This window comes from Streptomyces sp. SKN60 (assembly GCF_026236535.1).
Lineage (GTDB): Bacteria > Actinomycetota > Actinomycetes > Streptomycetales > Streptomycetaceae > Streptomyces.
The window spans coordinates 14635-32361 of sequence record NZ_JAHTMW010000038.1 but is presented as its reverse complement, the minus strand read 5'-3'; the positions used below and the strand labels follow the sequence as shown (position 1 = coordinate 32361).

At 64.4% G+C, this 17727-nt stretch carries 8 protein-coding genes and 4 pseudogenes; 11 read left to right on the top strand and 1 reads right to left on the bottom strand.

Annotated elements, in window-relative coordinates:
- Positions 1 to 246 precede the first annotated feature (246 nt).
- From KV205_RS35295 to KV205_RS35255, 11 genes and pseudogenes are all read left to right on the top strand, one after another.
- On the top strand, positions 247 to 1989 hold the full coding sequence (locus KV205_RS35295) for a lytic murein transglycosylase (protein WP_265869119.1): 1743 nt from the start codon (positions 247 to 249) through the stop codon (positions 1987 to 1989).
- Positions 1990 to 2214: 225 nt separating this feature from the next.
- On the top strand, positions 2215 to 2601 hold the full coding sequence (locus KV205_RS35290) for an ASCH domain-containing protein (RefSeq protein ID WP_265869117.1): 387 nt from the start codon (positions 2215 to 2217) through the stop codon (positions 2599 to 2601).
- 156 nt (positions 2602 to 2757) lie between these two features.
- Positions 2758 to 2949 (top strand): annotated as a pseudogene (locus KV205_RS35285) (ankyrin repeat domain-containing protein); the annotation flags it as partial.
- A 252-nt stretch (positions 2950 to 3201) separates the two neighbouring features.
- Positions 3202 to 5877 (top strand): glycosyl hydrolase family 28-related protein, encoded by a 2676-nt coding sequence (locus tag KV205_RS35280; protein ID WP_265869116.1) that lies wholly within the window; start codon positions 3202 to 3204, stop codon positions 5875 to 5877.
- Positions 5878 to 5904: 27 nt separating this feature from the next.
- Positions 5905 to 6641, top strand: a pseudogene (locus tag KV205_RS35275) (transposase family protein); the annotation flags it as partial.
- An 85-nt stretch (positions 6642 to 6726) separates the two neighbouring features.
- Complete coding sequence (locus KV205_RS36670; protein ID WP_374214777.1) at positions 6727 to 7260, top strand: transposase family protein; 534 nt, start codon at positions 6727 to 6729, stop codon at positions 7258 to 7260.
- Positions 7179 to 7763, top strand: coding sequence for a transposase (locus KV205_RS36665; protein WP_374214776.1), 585 nt, complete (start codon positions 7179 to 7181; stop codon positions 7761 to 7763). Before KV205_RS36670 ends, KV205_RS36665 begins: the two co-directional genes overlap by 82 nt.
- Positions 7764 to 7798: 35 nt before the next feature.
- The gene (locus tag KV205_RS35265; RefSeq protein ID WP_265869115.1) at positions 7799 to 8269 is read left to right on the top strand and encodes a transposase; all 471 of its coding nucleotides are present in this window, start codon (positions 7799 to 7801) and stop codon (positions 8267 to 8269) included.
- 89 nt (positions 8270 to 8358) lie between these two features.
- A complete protein-coding gene (locus KV205_RS35260; protein ID WP_265869114.1) occupies positions 8359 to 8916 on the top strand; it encodes a transposase in 558 nt (185 codons plus the stop codon).
- A 228-nt stretch (positions 8917 to 9144) separates the two neighbouring features.
- A pseudogene (locus tag KV205_RS36660) lies at positions 9145 to 9276 on the top strand (transposase family protein); the annotation flags it as partial.
- A 98-nt stretch (positions 9277 to 9374) separates the two neighbouring features.
- A pseudogene (locus tag KV205_RS35255) lies at positions 9375 to 9839 on the top strand (transposase family protein); the annotation flags it as partial.
- Positions 9840 to 10284: 445 nt separating this feature from the next.
- On the opposite strand, the gene KV205_RS35250 reads toward KV205_RS35255, so the two are convergent.
- Positions 10285 to 17400, bottom strand: coding sequence for an FG-GAP-like repeat-containing protein (locus KV205_RS35250; protein ID WP_265869113.1), 7116 nt, complete (start codon positions 17398 to 17400; stop codon positions 10285 to 10287).
- Positions 17401 to 17727 lie beyond the last annotated feature (327 nt).

Here is a 17727-nt window from a genome sequence, read left to right as displayed (position 1 = left end):
CCCCGCTCGTCGCCGACCTCAAGGAGCGCGAGCCGGCGATGAAGGCCCTGAAGAAGCGCGTCCTCGCCAAGCGGGCCACCGCGGCCGCCAAGGGCAAACCCTTGTGATCACACCTGCGGGAATTTGAGGGGTGTCTACTCATGCCTGGCGGTTCGTCCGCGTGGTCGGCTTGATGGGGAGTGCTCAGCACTCCCCGGTTCACGTCTGCAACCGGATCGCCGTTGGTGCAGGGGAGAAACCGAAAGCATGACTATGCAATTCGGGGGTCGGCTGAACAAAGCGACAATCCGTACCTTGATGGCGGCATTTGTCGTGGCAGGGCTCGCAGCCCCGCAAGCGCCAGGGCCCACAGCTGCAGCCGACGGTCGGCATGTTTCCCCAGCCGCGCCATCGCCCGGTGCAGGCACTGCGACCGACGAGCCTCGCACCTACTACACAGCCCTCCCCCCTGCCAGCGCGCCGCAGCCCGGCACTTCTGGCCGTAGCGGCACATCCGCCGCTACACCCGCAGGGCTGAGCACGGCCGCATCCGGGATACCCGCCACGGTACTCGCCGCATACAAGCGCGCCGAGTCCACCATCGCGGGAGACGACCCGAACTGCCGACTGCCCTGGCAACTCCTCGCCGCCATCGGCAAGGTCGAGTCCGGCCAGGCTAGTGACGGGCGCGTCGATGCCAACGGCACCACCCTTTCCCCCATTCTCGGCCCTGTCCTGAATGGCGTTGGCTTCGCCAACATCCTCGATACCGACGCCGGTCGGTACGACGGAGACACGACCCACGACCGCGCCATCGGCCCCATGCAGTTCATTCCCTCCACCTGGGCAACGTGGGCGCAGGATGGAAACGGTGACGGCCGCAAGGATCCGAGCAACGTCTATGACGCCGCGCTCGCCGCTGGCCGCTATCTGTGCGCGCGCCACCGCAACCTGTCAGTCCCGGCAGACCTGGACCGGGCAATCCTGAGCTACAACCATTCTCGGGAATACCTTCGTACGGTCCTGTCCTGGCTCACCTTCTACAAGAAGGGCATCCACCAGGTACCGGACGGCACTGCGGTGGTTCCAGTCGGCAAGAAGCCCGCTGTCTCGACATCGGACCGCCAGACCAAAAACGGCAGTTCGCCGAAGCCTGCGCTCACACAGCCATCGACTCCGGCGCCAGTGCCCGTCCCGACGCCCAAGCCACCGCCGAAGCCGGTCCCCCTCCCCGCTCCGAAGCCTTCGCCTGTTCCCGTTCCCAAACCGACCCCGACTCCTGCGCCAAGTCCCCGTCCGGCACCGGCGGACCACGTCAGCCGTATCGAGGACGCGAGCACCGGGCCACTCGCCGCCACAGCCGGCACTGCCTTCGCCCAAGGAGTGAGCGTGCGAACGGTGAACGCCCAAGGCCAGTCAGTGGCCGGCGTGGCGGTGCGATTCGACATCTTTGGCGGCACCGACACACGCTTCCCGGGTGGCTCCACCGACTTCGTCTTGGACACCGGCGCCGATGGCATCGCGACCGCGCCGGCTCTTCAAGCGGGCGAGAGTATCGGCAGCTTCACGGTGCGGGCCACCGTCATCGGCCGCACCCTCCCGTACCTCGACTACACCGCCACCGTCACGGCCCGCCAGGCGGACACTCTGACCCGGATCGGTAACGAGGAGCTCTCGGCCGCAGTCGGCGGGGAATTCGCCCAGCAGGTGGAACTTAAGGCAACCTTCCAGAATGCCGTGGCGTCAGGAGTGGCTGCAGCAGCCAGCTTGACCAAATCAACGAACGACCCGTCTGCAAGCAACCAGGGTCCCTACTTCAAGGACGAGCAGGACAGACCAGTCCGCACACTCGCCGAGCTCAGAACGGAGGCCGACGGTGTACTGCGACTTCCGAAGATCTATACAGACAAGACAACAGGCGTCTTCCTTCTACGAGTAACCACCGCTGGCGGCGCAGAACTGACACTGGAACTGACAGTGAAGGACGCCATCCAGACCTCGGCCCCATGACGAGCCACCCTGTGGAACCTAGCAGCCCGGCCTGGAAATTGCCGATCCACAGTAGTGCCCGACGCCTCACTCAAGGAGAAGGAGTGTGCGGCAGGTCCGCGAGCCAGGCAGCATGTCGGGGTGGCCGACGAAGGAAAGACGGCACTACCGATGGCACGAACCACCAGCCGAAACAAGCTAGAGAGGTGATGGCCGATGTGGCCACGGGTTAACGGAATGCGTTCCATGGAACTTGGCACTCCGGGCGGGATGCGGGCAGAACTGAACTCCTTGGTGCTGACTGGGCGGAAGACGGCCACTACCTGTCCGCTGGACGACTACGCCAAGGAGATCGAGGGCCTGGAGTACCTCGGCGAGCGGATGGCACTGCTGGACGATCATCAGCAATCCATCGCCGTCATTGAAATCACTGGCGTGGAGGTGCAGCCCTTCAGTGAGGTGACCTGGAAGCATGCACAGGCTGAAGGGGAAGGCGATGCCTCGTTGGAGGAATGGCGTGCCGGACATCGCCGCTTTTGGAATCGCCTGGGCATTCCGGTTGAGGACAGCACTCCTGTGGTCTGCCTGGCCTTCCTTGTCGTCGAAGATTCATCGCCTCAGGCCGACCGTTAGCCTCGAACTTTCGTGACGGCCCGCCGGTTTCTTTGGCGGGCCGTTTCGATCCTTCGGGCTGGTTGCGGCCAGGCTGACGGCCCGGTTGTCGTGCCGGCCGGGCGCCGGGTTCCACGGCTCCGGTCGGGAGCGGTGCCTTGGTTGTTGTTGAATGCCCTGGCGAGTGACTTCTGGACACCAGCCCATCACGCGGTCGAGCATGAGGATGCGGAATCCCTGGCCCGTTTACTCGCAAGGGGCGCCGATCTCGATGAGGTCTTCAGCAATATGACGCTGCTGACGCATGCGATTGACACCGAGGGGGATGGAGCCCTGCAGAATGGCCAGCCGTTGACTGTGCATACCACTGTGGCTGCCGATCGGCGCGTTGTCGTGACCAGGACTGCTGGAGCGTAACGGGTGTGAGTGTGTGAGCATTCTTTGCTCTGCACACTCCCGTCGACGCGTGTGATCATCTGATGGTTTCCACCGGACTGTTTTGACGCTGTATGCCTTATCGGTGGCGATAGTGAACGTAGAACTCGGAGAGCCCGGAGTCTGTCTGTGAGAAAGAGATCCAAGGGAATCATATCGGCTACTTTGGCCGGAAGCCTTTCCCTCATGCTTGCCGCGTTGACTCCCATTCCGTCGTTCGGGATGAACGCGGCTGCACCTGTTACCCCTCCCCTGAGGGAGGAGTTGCCGGCATCGGGAAGCCATGTGCCACAGGGTTGGTACAACTTTGCTGATCTACGAGATCAGATCATTCAGTCATCCGACAGCGCCGACGACACGGAGGTGCTGCAGCGGGCGATCGATCTACTGTCGTCTTCGGAGTTCATAACGCCCGTCGACCCTGCGACCGGCAAAGCGTCGGGTCCTGTTGCAGAGCAGAATCGAAACACTCTGTTTCTCCCGGCGGGGACTTATCGAATTAGCAAGACCTTGACTGTGCGAGCAGCTGGGGTACGCATCATCGGGGAAGATCCACAGACAACGAAGATCGTTTGGGCTGGTAAAGAATACACTTCGGATGCAGATCCAGTCGACGGCGACATGCAGTCCCTGGATGGTTCGTGGATGTTCCGCCTCAACGGCGCGAACCACGCCCAACTAAGCCGGCTCACATTGGACGGCGGTGGACGCGCCGAGGCGGCCATCCGCGTCGGCTTCGATCCACACAATTGGACCGATACCTGGAAGCGAACACGGACGACGCCGTCCGCAACCGGCTTCCGCCTGCAGGACCTTGTCCTCGAGAACGTGGCACGAGGTATTTGGGCCGGAATCAATTCTCCGAATCTGGGGGGCCAGAGCCTCGACAGTGAAGGATTTGTTTCCCGCACCGTCTTCCGCAACATCGGCACCGACGTCGCAGGGAGCCCGAGCTACCGCCAGGCAGGTCTCGTCCTGGACGGCGCCAACACTCTCAACTGGCAGGTGTGGGACTCGACCTTCGAATCCTGTGACACTGGTCTATCCACCAACGCGGGTACGTTCGCCGCATGGGATAACCTGTTCAGCAAGTCCAGGGCGACCGACATCGCGCTGGCAGGCCACACGGACTCCACTGTCCGGGGAAACACCTCGATCGAATCTCGCCAATTTGTGCGGACGGGAGGACCGGATGACGGCACGGTGACCCCGGAGATGCCCGGAGGCGGTCCGGCCGAACGCGAAATCACAATCATGGACAACACAGTTCTGGACCCATCCAGCGTTGCCGTAGATATTCGCGGGAACGGCGGAACCGTCATCACCGACAACCGATTCCGGACTTCCATTGTCCCCATTCGGGAACAGCGCTCCCTCGGCGACCCGACCAAGGTCAATCCATCGGAGCTCATCATCGGGGGAAACCAGTTCTCGCTGCCCTCGACCAGTTGGTGGGACCTCTACAAACTCTCGACCAGCGATCCTGCGAACCTCTTGCAGTTCGACAACTCGCAGACGGACCTGTCGTCCGTCAGCCCCGCGGCGATGCCTCCCACCCCTCACGCCGATCCCAGCCGAACGATTCGCGAGATCGCCCCTGCCGCCACAGCCGATGACATTCAGGCGGAAGTGAACAGCCTGGCATCGCTGGCCGGCGAGCGCCCGATCATCCATATCCCGGCCGGTCACTACATTTTCAATCATCCTGTCGTCATCCCGGCAGGCCTGGATGTCCAGCTCATCGGAGACGGCGAGGGAACTTTCATCCAGTGGGCCATGGCTTCCGACGACTTCCTCTTCCGCGTGCAGGCTCCGGCGCGTGCCACCATCCGGGACATGCGTCTCGGCGGCCAGCTCGCCCATATCCCGGCCGCCGGCGAAGCGGGCGGAAAGGGTATTTCGGTACAGACAAACGACCTCGATGGAGATCGTGTCTATCTCACTCAGGTCGACGTCAGTGCAGCCAACAGCGGCCAGGCCGTGTTCAGGAAAGACTCCTGGCGGGCACTGGCAGTCAACCAGGTGGACCGGACTCAAGTTCGCATGGACGGCGGCTCCATCAGCGACTCGAATGTCGGACTGTCCGTCTCCGGCGGTGCTCTCGCGGCGCAGAACGGCACGACGGGCGTGCGCTGGTTCGGAGGCTCTACGTCAGGGACCGTCAATTCCGCCTACGAGCTCACCAGCCACGGGAAGCTCGTTGCGCAGACCGTCGAGAGCGAAGGCGGCCTCGGCATCGATCTGCGCGGCGGGTCGGGATCTTTCACTCTGGCCGGATCGCGCTATGTCGTGAGCAACCCCTGTCCCGCCCCATCGAACTGTGGTTCCCAGTTCGAAGCCGCCTGGAACGATGCTGACCAGGAGTTCGGTAGTTTCAAGGCCACCGGCTTCCAGGGTGACATCAGCATGGTCAACACCCACCTGCACAGCCTGTCGCTCAACCGTGCTTCGGCGGGCGCCTCCCCCACGGATCGGACGTTCGCCTTCGGAGTGCTGTACGAGTACGCCCCCGGGACGCACGGAATGTGGCCCAACGGGGCACCGAACAACTTCCCTGCCTACGTCGACTGCACGCCGGTCCTCAACGCAGGAGGGCAGTCCCTGTCCTACGGAAACCGTGCGCTCCTGCTCCAGCCTCACGGCTGGTGGCCCTGCGCGGTGGCCGGCTCCACCAGCGCCGTGTCCGCACCGACCGCGTACGCAAAGGAAATGCTCAAGGAGTTGCGATCGGCCAAGCCGCAATACGCCGCCCGGAACAGCAACACCGCGAACTCTGACATGCTCATCGAGCATGTCACATACGGATCGCTCGGCTCGCACATGGGCATCGAAGTGAGCAAGGCGGCCTCGCCCGTTCAGTGAACGTGGCAGAGCCCCCGGTCGTTGGCGGTGTTGATTCCACTCGACACTGCCGACAGCCCGGGGGCTCTGTTGGTTCCATATCCTTCCCAGCTCGGCGTCCCGTACGAGCTGGTCGAGCATGTTTCCTGGCTCGTCTACGCCCGAAGGCCTGAACTGAACTCGCCGTGGAGACGGCTCGGTTGCTTCAAGAAGGCCCTCCTCGCACTGGCCCATCTCCGCAAGAACGAGACGTTCGCCCAGCTCGCAGCCGGGTTCGGCGTCTCGACCTCGACGGCCTGGCGCTACGTCGACGAGACCCTGGACGTCCTCGCGGCCTGGGCACCGGGTCTGCACGAGGCGCTCGTCGGTCTGGGTGAGGGCGACTTCGTCATCGGCGACGGCACCCTGATTCCCACCGACCGCATCGCCGCCGACGAGCCGTACTACTCGCAAAAGCGCAGCAAGCACGGCATGAACGTGCAGGTCATCGCCCGTCCCGACGGCACAACGCTGTGGTTCTCCCGCGCGACACCGGGCCGAACCCACGATCTGACCGCGGCCCACGCCCACGGCATCGTCCAGGCCTGCCTCACCCGGCAGATCCCAGTGCTCGCGGACCGCGCCTACCAGGGCGCCGGCGCCACCGCACGCACCCCGTACTACCACCACCGCGAACAGCCCGCCCACTACCAGCAGTTCAACCGCGACCACGCCCGACTCAGGGCCCCCGCGAACGAGCCTTCGCCCAACTCAAGACCTGGCACATCATGCGCAGAGCACGCTGCCTGGCATTAGCGCTCTGGTTCGGGCTCTGCCCAAGTTGTGGGCTCTGTCGCTACTTTGGGGGTTGTTGGGCGTCTATCAGGTGCGATGGGTGGGGCTCAGATTGCGGACCTTCTACTGCCTGGTGTTGCGGTGCAGGTCGACCAGCTGGTGCTGACGGATGCCGAGGCCCGGGTCACCGTGCGATCACGGGCAAAGTCGGCGGTCTGTTCCGGATGCGGGCAGAGATCTTCGAAAGTGCACTGCTATTACCAGCGGACGCTGGCGGATCGACCGGTCGCGGGCCGACGCGTACGAATCGAACTGCGTGCGCGCCGACTCGTGTGCGGGAACGATCACTGTGCCCGTCGGACGTTCGCCGAGCAGATACCGGCCCTGACCCGTCGCCACGCACGCCGCACAGAGGCTCTCACCGCCCACCTCACGGACGTGGCCCTGTTCCTGGGCGGCCGGCCAGGAACCCGACTGTTCCAGCGGATGGCCATCGACACCTGCAAGGACACTCTGCTCCGGCTCATCCGGGCACTTCCGCTCCCCTCATCGGGACTGATGCGCATCTCGGTGTCGACGAGTTCGCCGTTCGGCGGGGACGGACCTACGCGACGGTCCTCATCGACATGACAACCCGCCGCCCCATCGACGTCCTGGCCGACCGGGCCGCGGCCACCTTCGCGTCCTGGCTGCGGGATCACTCTGAGGTCCGGATCATCTGCCGCGACCGGGCCGGGGCCTTCCGCGACGGAGCCCAGGCCGGTGCCCCTCAGGCCAGACAAGTCGCAGACACCTGGCATCTTCTCAACAACTTGGCGCAAGCAGTCGAACGCGTCATCGGGCGGCATCGCGCTGACCTGCGACAGCCCCTCACCACCCACGACGGCCGGTCCAACGACGACCCGGCGCCTGAAGGCCATGGCCGCACCGAGTTGGACATCCACGGACGCCCACGACCTCTGGTCGCCCGCACCCGCGAACGCCACCAGCAGATCCACGAACGCATCGCCCGGGGCGACAGCCTTCGCGCTATCGCAGCGATCTTCAGCTCAGCCGCGGCACAGTCAACCGCTTCGCACGCGCCGAGGAAGTCGACGAACTCCTCATCGGAGCCGTCAACCGGCCCACTCTGATCGACGACTACCGCATCTACCTGCACCAACGCTGGATGGAAGGCTGCACGAACGCCTCCGCGCTCACCAGGGAGATCCAGCGACTGGGCTACCGGGGTGACGTCAACACGGTCCGCCGGCACGCGAAGCCCTACCGCGCTGGTGCGATCCCGGCCACCGCCCCCTCGCCCCACCTGACCGTCCGCAGAGTCACGGACTGGATCATGCGTCGGCCCGAGCACCTCACAGACGTCGAGCGAAAGGGACTCGAGGAACTCTGCGAGCGGAACCGCGTGCTGGAGGCGACCGTCGAGTACGCCCGCCGCCTGGCACTCATGATCCGCGAACGCCGCAACGAGCACCTGGCCCTCGACGTCTGGATTGCCGACGTCCGCCTCGACGGCCAACGCGAACTGCGGACCCTGGCCAACGGCATGCGACGCGACCGCGCAGCCATCCAAGCAGCCCTGACCACGGCGTACACCTCCGGGGCTGTCGAAGGCAACTCACCAGGATCAGGCCGCTGAAGAGACAAATGTATGGCCGCGCGAACTTCGATCTCCTACGGCGCCGCATCCTGCTCTCACCATGATCAAGAAGCTGCCCACCCCCAAACTTGCGACAGAGCCGACAACTTGGGCCAGACCCGTGGCCGCCGCGGGGACGCACCTGGGCGCGGCTCGGCGATCGCCCGACGGTGCGGGGGCGCGGCGGGGGACACGGACGGGTGGACATCACCGGCGTCTGCTGCTGCGGACCCGGCCAGCGCTCCCACTTCTTCTACAAGCTGCACGTCTATCGCGGCCGCAGGAACGGGCCGAAGACCTTCTCCCGGACCGACTGCAGCGACCTGATCACCGCGACCCACCAGCAGCTGGGCACCCCGATCGTGTGGTGCTGGGACAACCTGTCCGTGCACCTGCGCCAGGAACCGGTGGCCTACGCGCAGGAGAATAAGGCCTGGCTACGGGTGTACCAACTGCCCAGCTACGCTCCCGACCTCAACCCCACCGAGGGCGTCTGGTCGCTACCCAAGCGGTCGATCGCGAACTTCGTCGCAGCCGACCTCCGTTCCTTCACCCGCATGATGAAGCGCAAATTCAAGAAGCTCCAGTACCGCCCCGAGCTGATCAATAACTGCCTCGCCCAAACCGGGAGCCTTTTTCAGTTGTAGCTCGGGCGGGTGGGCCCGCGGGCCGTTGTTGACGCGGGAGGAACGCGCGGGCCATCTCCATGGCTTGGCAGGTCACCACAACTAGCCTGACCAGCGGAGATGCCCATGTCTGTCTATCCTGCCGCGTGTGACCTGGAGTTGGGACTCCTCGAAACGGTGACGATGGTCCTCGTGGCGGTGGAAGGGAACCGGGCCTGCAAGCCCGGTCCGTAGGACCGGGCCCGGTGCACACTGGTCTACCTGTGCAAGCACGACACGCTCGAACAGATCGCCGCCGGCTTCCGGATCGGCGTGGCTACGGCCTGGCGCTACATGAACGACACGATCGAGCGGATCGGCTCTCGCCCCGTCGTTGACTGAGGCGCTCACGGGTCACCCCATCGACGGATACGTACTGCTGGACGGCACCGTTGCCGAGACCAAATCGGGTATAGGCGGAGGGTCACTACTCCCGCAAGGTCCGTCGCGAAGGCGTGAACCTGCAGGTCCTCACAGCGGACGAGGGCACGCTGCTGTGGATCTCACCCGCCCTGCCCGGCGGAACCCACGACGTGAAAGCCGCCCGCGAGCACGACATCATCTCCACCTGCGCGCAGTTGGACCTCGAGGTCCTGGCAGACAAGGGCTATCAGGGCGCCGGCGGCACCGTCATCACCCCGATCCGACGCAAAGCCGACACCGAGCCGAGCAACAAGCACAAGCTCTCGAACACGGCCCACGCGGCACTCCGCGCCCCGGTCGAGCGCACCATTGTTGACGATCGCGCAATTCCCGGGGTTCGCGATCACGGGCTTCCCTCTTTGCTGGGCCGGTGCCGGCGTCAGTGGCAGGGCTCTATCCGGACAAAACGCACGGGCTTGCCATCGAGTAGGACCTCGTCGACGAAGCCGCCGGTGACGCGTCCGTCTTCTTCCCGGGGGTAGTCCTCTCCCAGTGGGTAGCCCTGAACGACATCCAGGGAGATGTGGAAGTCGCGGAGCGCGTTTGCGGATCCGCTGGGGCAGGTCTGTGAAGTCGGGGACCTCCGCGGGGTCCGCGGAGACGGTCAATCGCGCCTCGCGGGGCGCATCGATGCCGGTGACCGAGACGTCCACGACTGCGTCAAGCCCGGCTTCAGCGAGTGCCTTGCGGGCGGAGTCATGCAACGCGGTGGCAGCGAGGAACTGCATCACTTGGTCGCGCCCGAAGGCCGGCGTCACGATACGGGCGATCTCTTTCGCGGCCAGAACTTCGCGCGAAAAAGACTCCGGGCTGATCATGGAATCCACCACAATCAGCCCGGCAGGCACTGCGAGTTCAACCTGAGTAGATGCGGGACACCCAGCCGCATTACCTAGCCGAGCATCCCACATCTCGAATGATATGCCCCTATTGAATTCGAGGAGGGGTTGTCATGATGATGTCATACGAATTGAACCTGCCAAAGAAGTCGACTGGAAGTCGATTCCCTCGCAACTGAAAATCCCAAATGTAAACCCTGCCGCCTTCATTTATCACATTGAAGAAGTGATTCGGGTTTCCTCTGGCTCCCCAGCCGCCCACAATTGCGCGGGCCCCGGGCCCTTGATCAGACATTACCTGGAAAAGTCGCCCCGGGTCGCGGACTGACTTTACCACCCCAGAACCTCCCCTAGATTTGGCGTACTCTGCAACATTCGCCAAACCCTCTACCGGCGAGCCTGATTCAGCAAGCAAATTGCCGACTGCCTGGGCGGGGCTCCCACCCAGGGTTGAATCTCCAGCGATAGCGCAGGCTTCACAGTTGCGTGTTCCTTCGACGTGAATTCCAGACGAATCAAAGCGCATTGGCACTGCAACGCCATTGACTGCCCGTCGATTAAATTCATCGACTTTCGCCAGATCCATCATCCCGGTAAATGATTCGGCCTGGAGTGCCTTGCGTTCGGCGAGCATGCCGTCGAGGGCGGTGGCGAATGCGTCGGCTTCGGCCATTCCGCCGACAAAGTCGGCGAGGGCGATGGCGTCGCCGGTGGTAGTGACGATGGCGGCGATGTCGAGGGCGTCGCTGACGGTGAGGTAGACGGGCGGGTTGGTGAGGCCGTGGGCGGATTCGGCGCCTATGGATTCAAAGGGGTCGCCGCCCTCGTTGAGGGGGAGGAGGGGGGTGTTCATGATGGCGTTGTATTCGTCAATGCTGTCGTTGATGCCCTTGATGATGGAGGCGAAGGCGGTGTTGTCGGAGCCGGCGTTGTTGGCGAAGGGGTTGGTGAAGCCGTCTTGGATTTGGCCGAAGCTGTTGGTGCGGATCCCGGTGCCGAAGCCGCTGTAGTCGTTGGCGGTGCCGTAGTTCTGGGTGAGGGTGGCGCCGGCGTTGAAGACGTCGCTGCCGAGGTCGGAGACGGGGTCGTAGCCGGTGGGGTCGGTGAAGTTGACGGGGTTGGAGTTGGCGTAGGTGTAGGCGTGGTTGTAGGGGGCGGGGTCGGGGGTGAGGAATGTTCTGGCGACGGGGTCGTAGAGGCGGCCGTTGTTGTTGATCAGGCGGAGGGCGTCGTCGTGTTCGTTGCCCTGGAAGCCGCGGGTGAGGTCGCCGGAGAGGTTTGCGGCGGGGGTGCCGTTGGGGTTGATGCGGGCGCCGTAGGGGTCGTAGTAGAAGGCGCTGGTAGCGGTGCCGGTGCTGTCCAGGACGAGGCCGGTGCTGCCTTGTGCGTCGGTGAGGGTGTATTCGAGGTTTGTGCCGGTGCCGGGCTTGTAGACGGCCTGGCCTATGCCGGGCAGGAGGTAGACATAGGTGGCCTGGTTTGCCTTGTCGGTGCGCTTTTCGAACAGGCCGCCGATGTAGACGGTGGTGCCGTCGGGGCCGGTTTTCTTGAAGCGCTGGCCGAAGGCGTCGTAGGCGAACGTGGTGGTTTTCCCGGTGAGGTCCTTGATGGACTTGGGCAGGTCGAAGGCGGTGTAGCCGGTGACTTCCTGGGTGCCGTCGTCCTGCTCGTTCTTGGTCATACGGCCGCGTGCGTCGTAGGTGTAGGCCTCGACGGGGCCCCGGTCGATGTGGCCCAGGGCGTGCGGGCCAATGTGACGGGTTGCGGCGTCCGGGTTGTTCTTGCCGTATTCCCGGGCCTCGTGGACGGTGGTCTGGTTGATATTGCTGTCGACGCCGGTGAGGTTGCCGATGGTGTCGAAGCCGTAGGTGGTGGTGTAGCGGGTTCCGGGGTTGGTGCCCAGGGTGAGGTCCCAGCCGGTCAGGCGGTTGAACTCGTCGTAGCGGTAGTCCTCGGTGCGCTGGAGATCGCCGGTCCGCTTGCGGACGCGCTGCTTGACCTGGCCGTCGGGGTAGTAGTCGTAGTGCTGTTGCAGGCGGGGGGTGCCGGCTGGGGTGGCGGCGTTCTGGTCGGTGAGGCGGCCGCTGTCGGGGTCATAGGTGTTGGTCAGGTTGGTGTGGGTGCCCAGTGTGGCGTTGGTGACGGCGAGGTCGGCGTTCATGTCGGTGATGGACTGCAGGGTCTGTGGTGCGGCCGGGTTGCTGTAGTCCTGGATACCGGTGAGGTAGTCGCGGGTGTTGTAGGTGTTCTTGAGGGTGAACCGGTCACGGCCCGGAGCGTTGGGGTAGGCGAGAGTGTCCGGGGTGCCGTAGACGGTGTAGCTGGTGTCGGTGCTGTAGGTGGTTTGGGTGAGGTCGGTGGTGTCGGTGGTGTCGGTGCCGACGGTCCGGCCGATGCTGTCGTAGCGGAAACCGGTGATGATCTTGTCGGGGCTGGTCGCGCTGGCAAGCTGGCCGAGGCCGTGGCTGGCGGTGTCCCAGGTGAATTTGGTGGTGCCGTCGGTGTTGGTCACGTTGTCGTGGTCGGTGCGTGAGGTTGTCCGGCCGAGGTCGTCGTAGTGGTAGGTGCTGTAGTCGCCGGTTCCGGTGTGGGTGACGGTGTCAATGTCACCGGTGCCGTAGTAGTTGGTGGTGGTGGTGCCCCGGTCGGGGTCTTCGGCCTTGGTGGTGCGGCCGAGGATGTCCGTGGTGGTCTTGGTGACGTTGCCCTGGTCGTCGGTGACCGTGGTGGTTGTCGGCGTGTAGGCGTAGGTGGTCGTCGCCTTCGACGGGCTCGGGTCCTGCGGGTCTTTCTGGTAGAAGACGCTGCTGGTGTGGGGTCGGCCGTCAAGATCGCTGATGGATTCGGTCAGGTGACCGCGTGCATCGGTGGTCAGGGTCTCGAACAGGCCGTTGTACTCGTTGGTGACGGTGCTCTTGTCAGGCGCTTCACTCTTGACGACCCGGTCCAGGCTGTCGTACAGGGTTGAGGCCAGCTTGGGGGTGGCGCCGATGGTGTAGGGGCGGGACTGGGTCACTGCCCGGCCGAAGGCGTCATAGGTGGTCGTGGTGTTGAGTGTTTCGCCGTTGAAGCCGGTCGTGTTGCCCGTTCGGGTCCGGCCTGCCGGGTCGGTGCTGGTGGTGCTTGTTGTGGCGCCGTTGCTGGTGGTGACCTTCGCGCCGGTGACGCCGCCGTCGGCGTCGGTGGTCTGGCTGTAGCTGGTGGTGACGGTCCGCTGGCCGGGAACCGTGGCCGAGGTCGGGCGTCCCAGGTCGTCGATCTGGGTAAGGGTGGCAACCCCGGAGCCGGCCTGGGTGAGAGTCATGGTGGCCACCGGTATCCCGAGCGCGGGGTGGACGGCCTGCCAGGTGGAGGGCCGGTAGGCGGACTGGTCGTGTTCGCACCAGTTCTGCGAGGCGTAGATGTCCTCGTCCGGCTGGTTGGGGAACAGCGTGTCGTATTCGGTGTGGCAGACCCGGTCCGGCAGACCATCGGCCTTGGTCGTGGTCTTGATGACCTGGCCCGTGCCATTGCGGTCCAGGTGGCTGGTCCGGGTCAGGGTCTTGTCGGCGTTGCCGTCCTCGACCGTGGTGTCGGTCAGCAGACCCGCCTCGTCATGCGTGTAGCTGGTGTGCACGGTCGAGAAGACCTTGTTCTCGGTCGTGGTCACACTCGTGGACTTTGGCAGACCGGTCAGCCAGCTCGACAGCCGGTCGGGTGACAGGTCGTAGACAGTGTCGGTGTCCGTGCTCACACCGCCAGCGGTGCTGTCGGTGACGTGGGTGGTGTTACCGAGGTCGTCCACCGTCGTCGTGACGGTCCGGGTCCGGTCCGCAGCGTGGTTGTTGTCCACACCGATGATGTTGTGCGTGTGTGCCGGATTGGTCAGCAAGGACGGGTCCCAGTCGATGGTGACGTCCTGCTCCCACTCCTTGGTGGTGCTGATGCCGGGGAAAGCCGCATAGGTCTTGTTCGCGTTCAAAGGACGGTATTCCGGCCCTGAGTCGACCCGGGTCACGCGCGCTCTCACCGTGCCGGTGGGATGCGAGGCGACCTGGTCCGCCTTCAGGATCGGCACCACGGTGAACGTCGTCAACGGCATGCCCGCGAACGGGAACCGCTTCACATCCGGCGACGTGGTCCGCACGTTGAACAGCGTCTTGGTCTCCACCGGCTTGCCCGGCGTCCACCTCCGCTCGACCCCGAACCCGATGAGACCCAGCCGGCCGAACCGGTCAGCCACCGGATCACGGAAGTCGTAGAACGTCAGAACCGACGCCTCAGGTTTGGCCTCCTCCGCGCTCGTCGCACCCTCGTGCGAGGACACCGACTTGACCACCAGCGTGCCGCCCGTGCGCATGCACATCGCCCGCCCGGTGCACGACCCGCCGTCCCACGACGTCCGGCCGTCCCACCGCCAGTGCTGGTAGTCCACCACCTGACGGCTCCAGTTCGCACCCTCATCCGACACGGCCACGATTCGCTCCGTTGCCTTGTCCTGCTGCGAGCGCACCACCATGCCGCCGGTCTTGCCGACCGTGATGATGTCCGTCAGGCCGTCGCCGTTGAAGTCACCCAGGTTCGACAGCGGCCGCCCCGCCAGGCCGGCGTGCGCCGAGCCCGCGTCCACGTTCATCGTCTTCGTGGAGAACGTGCCGTCTCCCTTGGACAGCATGACCGAGATCCGGTCCTCGCCGCCCGCAGTGACCGTCCAGTCCTCCGCCTTCGGCCGGTCCGCCGGAGGCTGCCGCAGATCACCCTTGTCCAACGACAGGTTCGTGTTCCAGAACGACACCAGGTCATCCCGCCCGTCACCGTCCACGTCCCGGGCCTGCACATCCGCCAGAGCATCACGCGGGATGGTCACCGACGCGGACGTCGCATTGTCCCAGTCCACACCGGCCCCGGTGTTCCACAGGAACACCAGCGGATAGAAGCTCTCATACAACGGCTCCTGCGTGCGGTGCGCGATCGGAACCAGCACCACATCCTTCAACCCGTCACCGTTGTAGTCACCGATCACCGGCTTCCACGGATACAGGCCATTCTGCATTTCCTGCGACTTGTAAGTCGTGTACGGGACAAAATGCGGAACGTGGGCAGTGCAGTCCCATGTGTCGGTGTACTTGTTATACCTCCAAAGTATGCACTCCAACTCCGTCGTGACGGTCTGCACGGGAAGGACGCTGTTGAATTCGCCGATCTCCTGGGCGGTGTGAATGGGGCTGAGATCACCGTACAGCGAACCGTCGTCCCGCGTGCCCACCATGTAGGTGCCCCCGCCGCTCGAACCCCACGACAAATTCTGGGTATTGGTCGGAGTGAAACTTCCGGGTGCGACGTGCGAGACTCCGCAGACTCCCTTGTTTGACGCCATGCCGCCCACGGTCACCGCGGACGGCAAGAGAACCTCGGCCCGGCCGTCACCGTTGATGTCGAGGACCCGACCGTTCGCGCACATGTTCGGAACTGGGTAGCGCTGCGCCTCTGCGAAATGATCACCGGCCATATTCAGATTGACCGAGATGCCCGAAGGCAGTTCATCACCCGACTCGCCCGGGCCGTTGGCGGGCAGCGGATCGATGTATCCGCCGACATGATCGAGCCAGCCGTCACCGTTCATGTCGGCGAACTCGTCCGATCCGGTATGGGCGCCGGAGAATTTCTGCCCGGTGTTGACGAACGTGTTCGTCGCCGAGTCCCAGCGCACGATCTTCAGCGAGAAACCGGACAGGTCGGCCACATTGATGGCTATCTCGTGCTTGCCGTCGTTGTTCATGTCGAGAGGCCGGCTTGACTCGAAGTTGCCCAGCACCTCGAAGCCCGACTGCCCCGGCCAGTTTCCCGTGCCGTTCAGTGGCCCGGTGCTGCCGTCCAGCGGCTTGACCTGCCCCCACGTGTCGCGGGTACTCCACCGGGCCCGCTGACCGTCCGCGCCGCTCTTCTGGTAGACGACGTCATCGGCGCCGTCCCCATTGAAGTCGAAGATCTTCATGGTCGGCGGCGCCTCGTCCGGGCTCCCGCTCGTCGGCAGCCCGGACCCGGCCGAGCCGTCCACGGTCGTCGGAGTGAACGTCAGATCGGGCTGGGCCGACCAGGCAAACACCTTCTTCGGCACGCAGCCGCCGGCCAGACCGCATTCCTGGATGCTCTCCAGCAGGGAGTGCCGCTGCTCGCCGGCCGACATCGGCTTGTAGAACAGGTGGTAGTCGCGGACCTTCTTGACGGTCGCCGGGTACGGCGCCCACATCTCGATCGCGCTCAGCCGCTTCGTGCTGTTGTACCGCACGCCGTTGACATAGCTGAACGAGGTGTCCGTCCGGTTCTCGTAGACGAACTTCACCTGCCGCTGCCCACCGCCATGCCCGGCGATGTTGGTGTAGGTGATGTGATCGAGCAGGAACTCGTTACCCGCCGCACCCGTGGTCGGCGTGTACGAGTACGTCATCTCGTTGCCGGACTGGTCCCGGACACTATCCAGCGTCCACAACGCCCGCACGTTCGAGGTTTCGCCGCCGATGCTGTGGACGTCCGGATGCTCCTCGTACCGGCCGACACAGTCCGACGACGTGTCCCAGTGACACGCCCCGGCATCGGTGGCAGACACGAGATTGATGCCCTTCTTCAGCACCCGCGTCGCGCTCCGCGGCTTATAGGTGCTGATCAGGCCGTTCTTGCTCGCCACCACGAACGTGTCCGGCCCGGTCGACGGGCTCGAGCTCGAGAACGGGTCATTGGTCGAAACGATCTTCGCGAAGGAATCCTTCTCGGTCCGGTACTCGGTCTTGTCCCCGCCGTAGGCGCCATCACCGCCCGGCTCGGACGCCCCCAGGGCGACCAGTTCCTGGCCGTCCAGACAGTACCGGTCGTCCTCGTCGAAGTTCACCCCCGACGTCGTGCCGTCACTGTCCAGCCTCTTGCCGCACCGCGTGATCGACGACGACATGCCGGACACCGCCCAGCCCAGCCCGACAATTCCATCCCCGCCCTGACTGGAATAATCCAGCGAAAGGCTCGGCTGCACACCGCCACGCCCCGCCGGCACCTCCAGCGGCACCTGATAGGTGAAAGCACCCGACGAAGACACACTCCCCGCCCCCGCCAGGAAACCCGACTTCACCGCCTTCGACGGCGCATCCGGCAACGGGAACGCCTCGCCCGGCAACTTCGGCGGCCCCGACGGAGAATCCTCCGCCAGGGCCCATCCCGGCGTACCACCGGCCAACAGCACTCCCGCAACCACAGCAGACAACGGCCGGAAAACCGACCATCTCCGCCTTCCCCTACTCACATCCATAAAACAACCAACATCTCACTCGAAGAAATAACCAGGCGACACCCGAAAGAAGAAACCAGGGTGACGATTATTTTCGAACCGAAACTCCAGAGCTGCCATTAACAGGCGGAATCGATCCGGCCCATAATCCAGGAGAATGGAACCATAGAGTTCCGGCCCAATGCAGCATGACGCTGATTCACGCGATCGGGCCTCGCACCACCGAACCCGAAACTAAGAGCGCACCGATCCGGAGCAGAAAATGAGATACCTAAA

What these genes read in the sequence shown, in the direction of transcription:
- KV205_RS35295 (WP_265869119.1), top strand. Translation starts at nt 247, where the DNA reads ATGACTATGCAATTCGGGGGTCGGCTGAACAAAGCGACAATCCGTACC.
- KV205_RS35290 (WP_265869117.1), top strand. Translation starts at nt 2,215, where the DNA reads ATGGAACTTGGCACTCCGGGCGGGATGCGGGCAGAACTGAACTCCTTG.
- KV205_RS35280 (WP_265869116.1), top strand. Translation starts at nt 3,202, where the DNA reads ATGCTTGCCGCGTTGACTCCCATTCCGTCGTTCGGGATGAACGCGGCT.
- KV205_RS36670 (WP_374214777.1), top strand. Translation starts at nt 6,727, where the DNA reads ATGGGTGGGGCTCAGATTGCGGACCTTCTACTGCCTGGTGTTGCGGTG.
- KV205_RS35265 (WP_265869115.1), top strand. Translation starts at nt 7,799, where the DNA reads ATGGAAGGCTGCACGAACGCCTCCGCGCTCACCAGGGAGATCCAGCGA.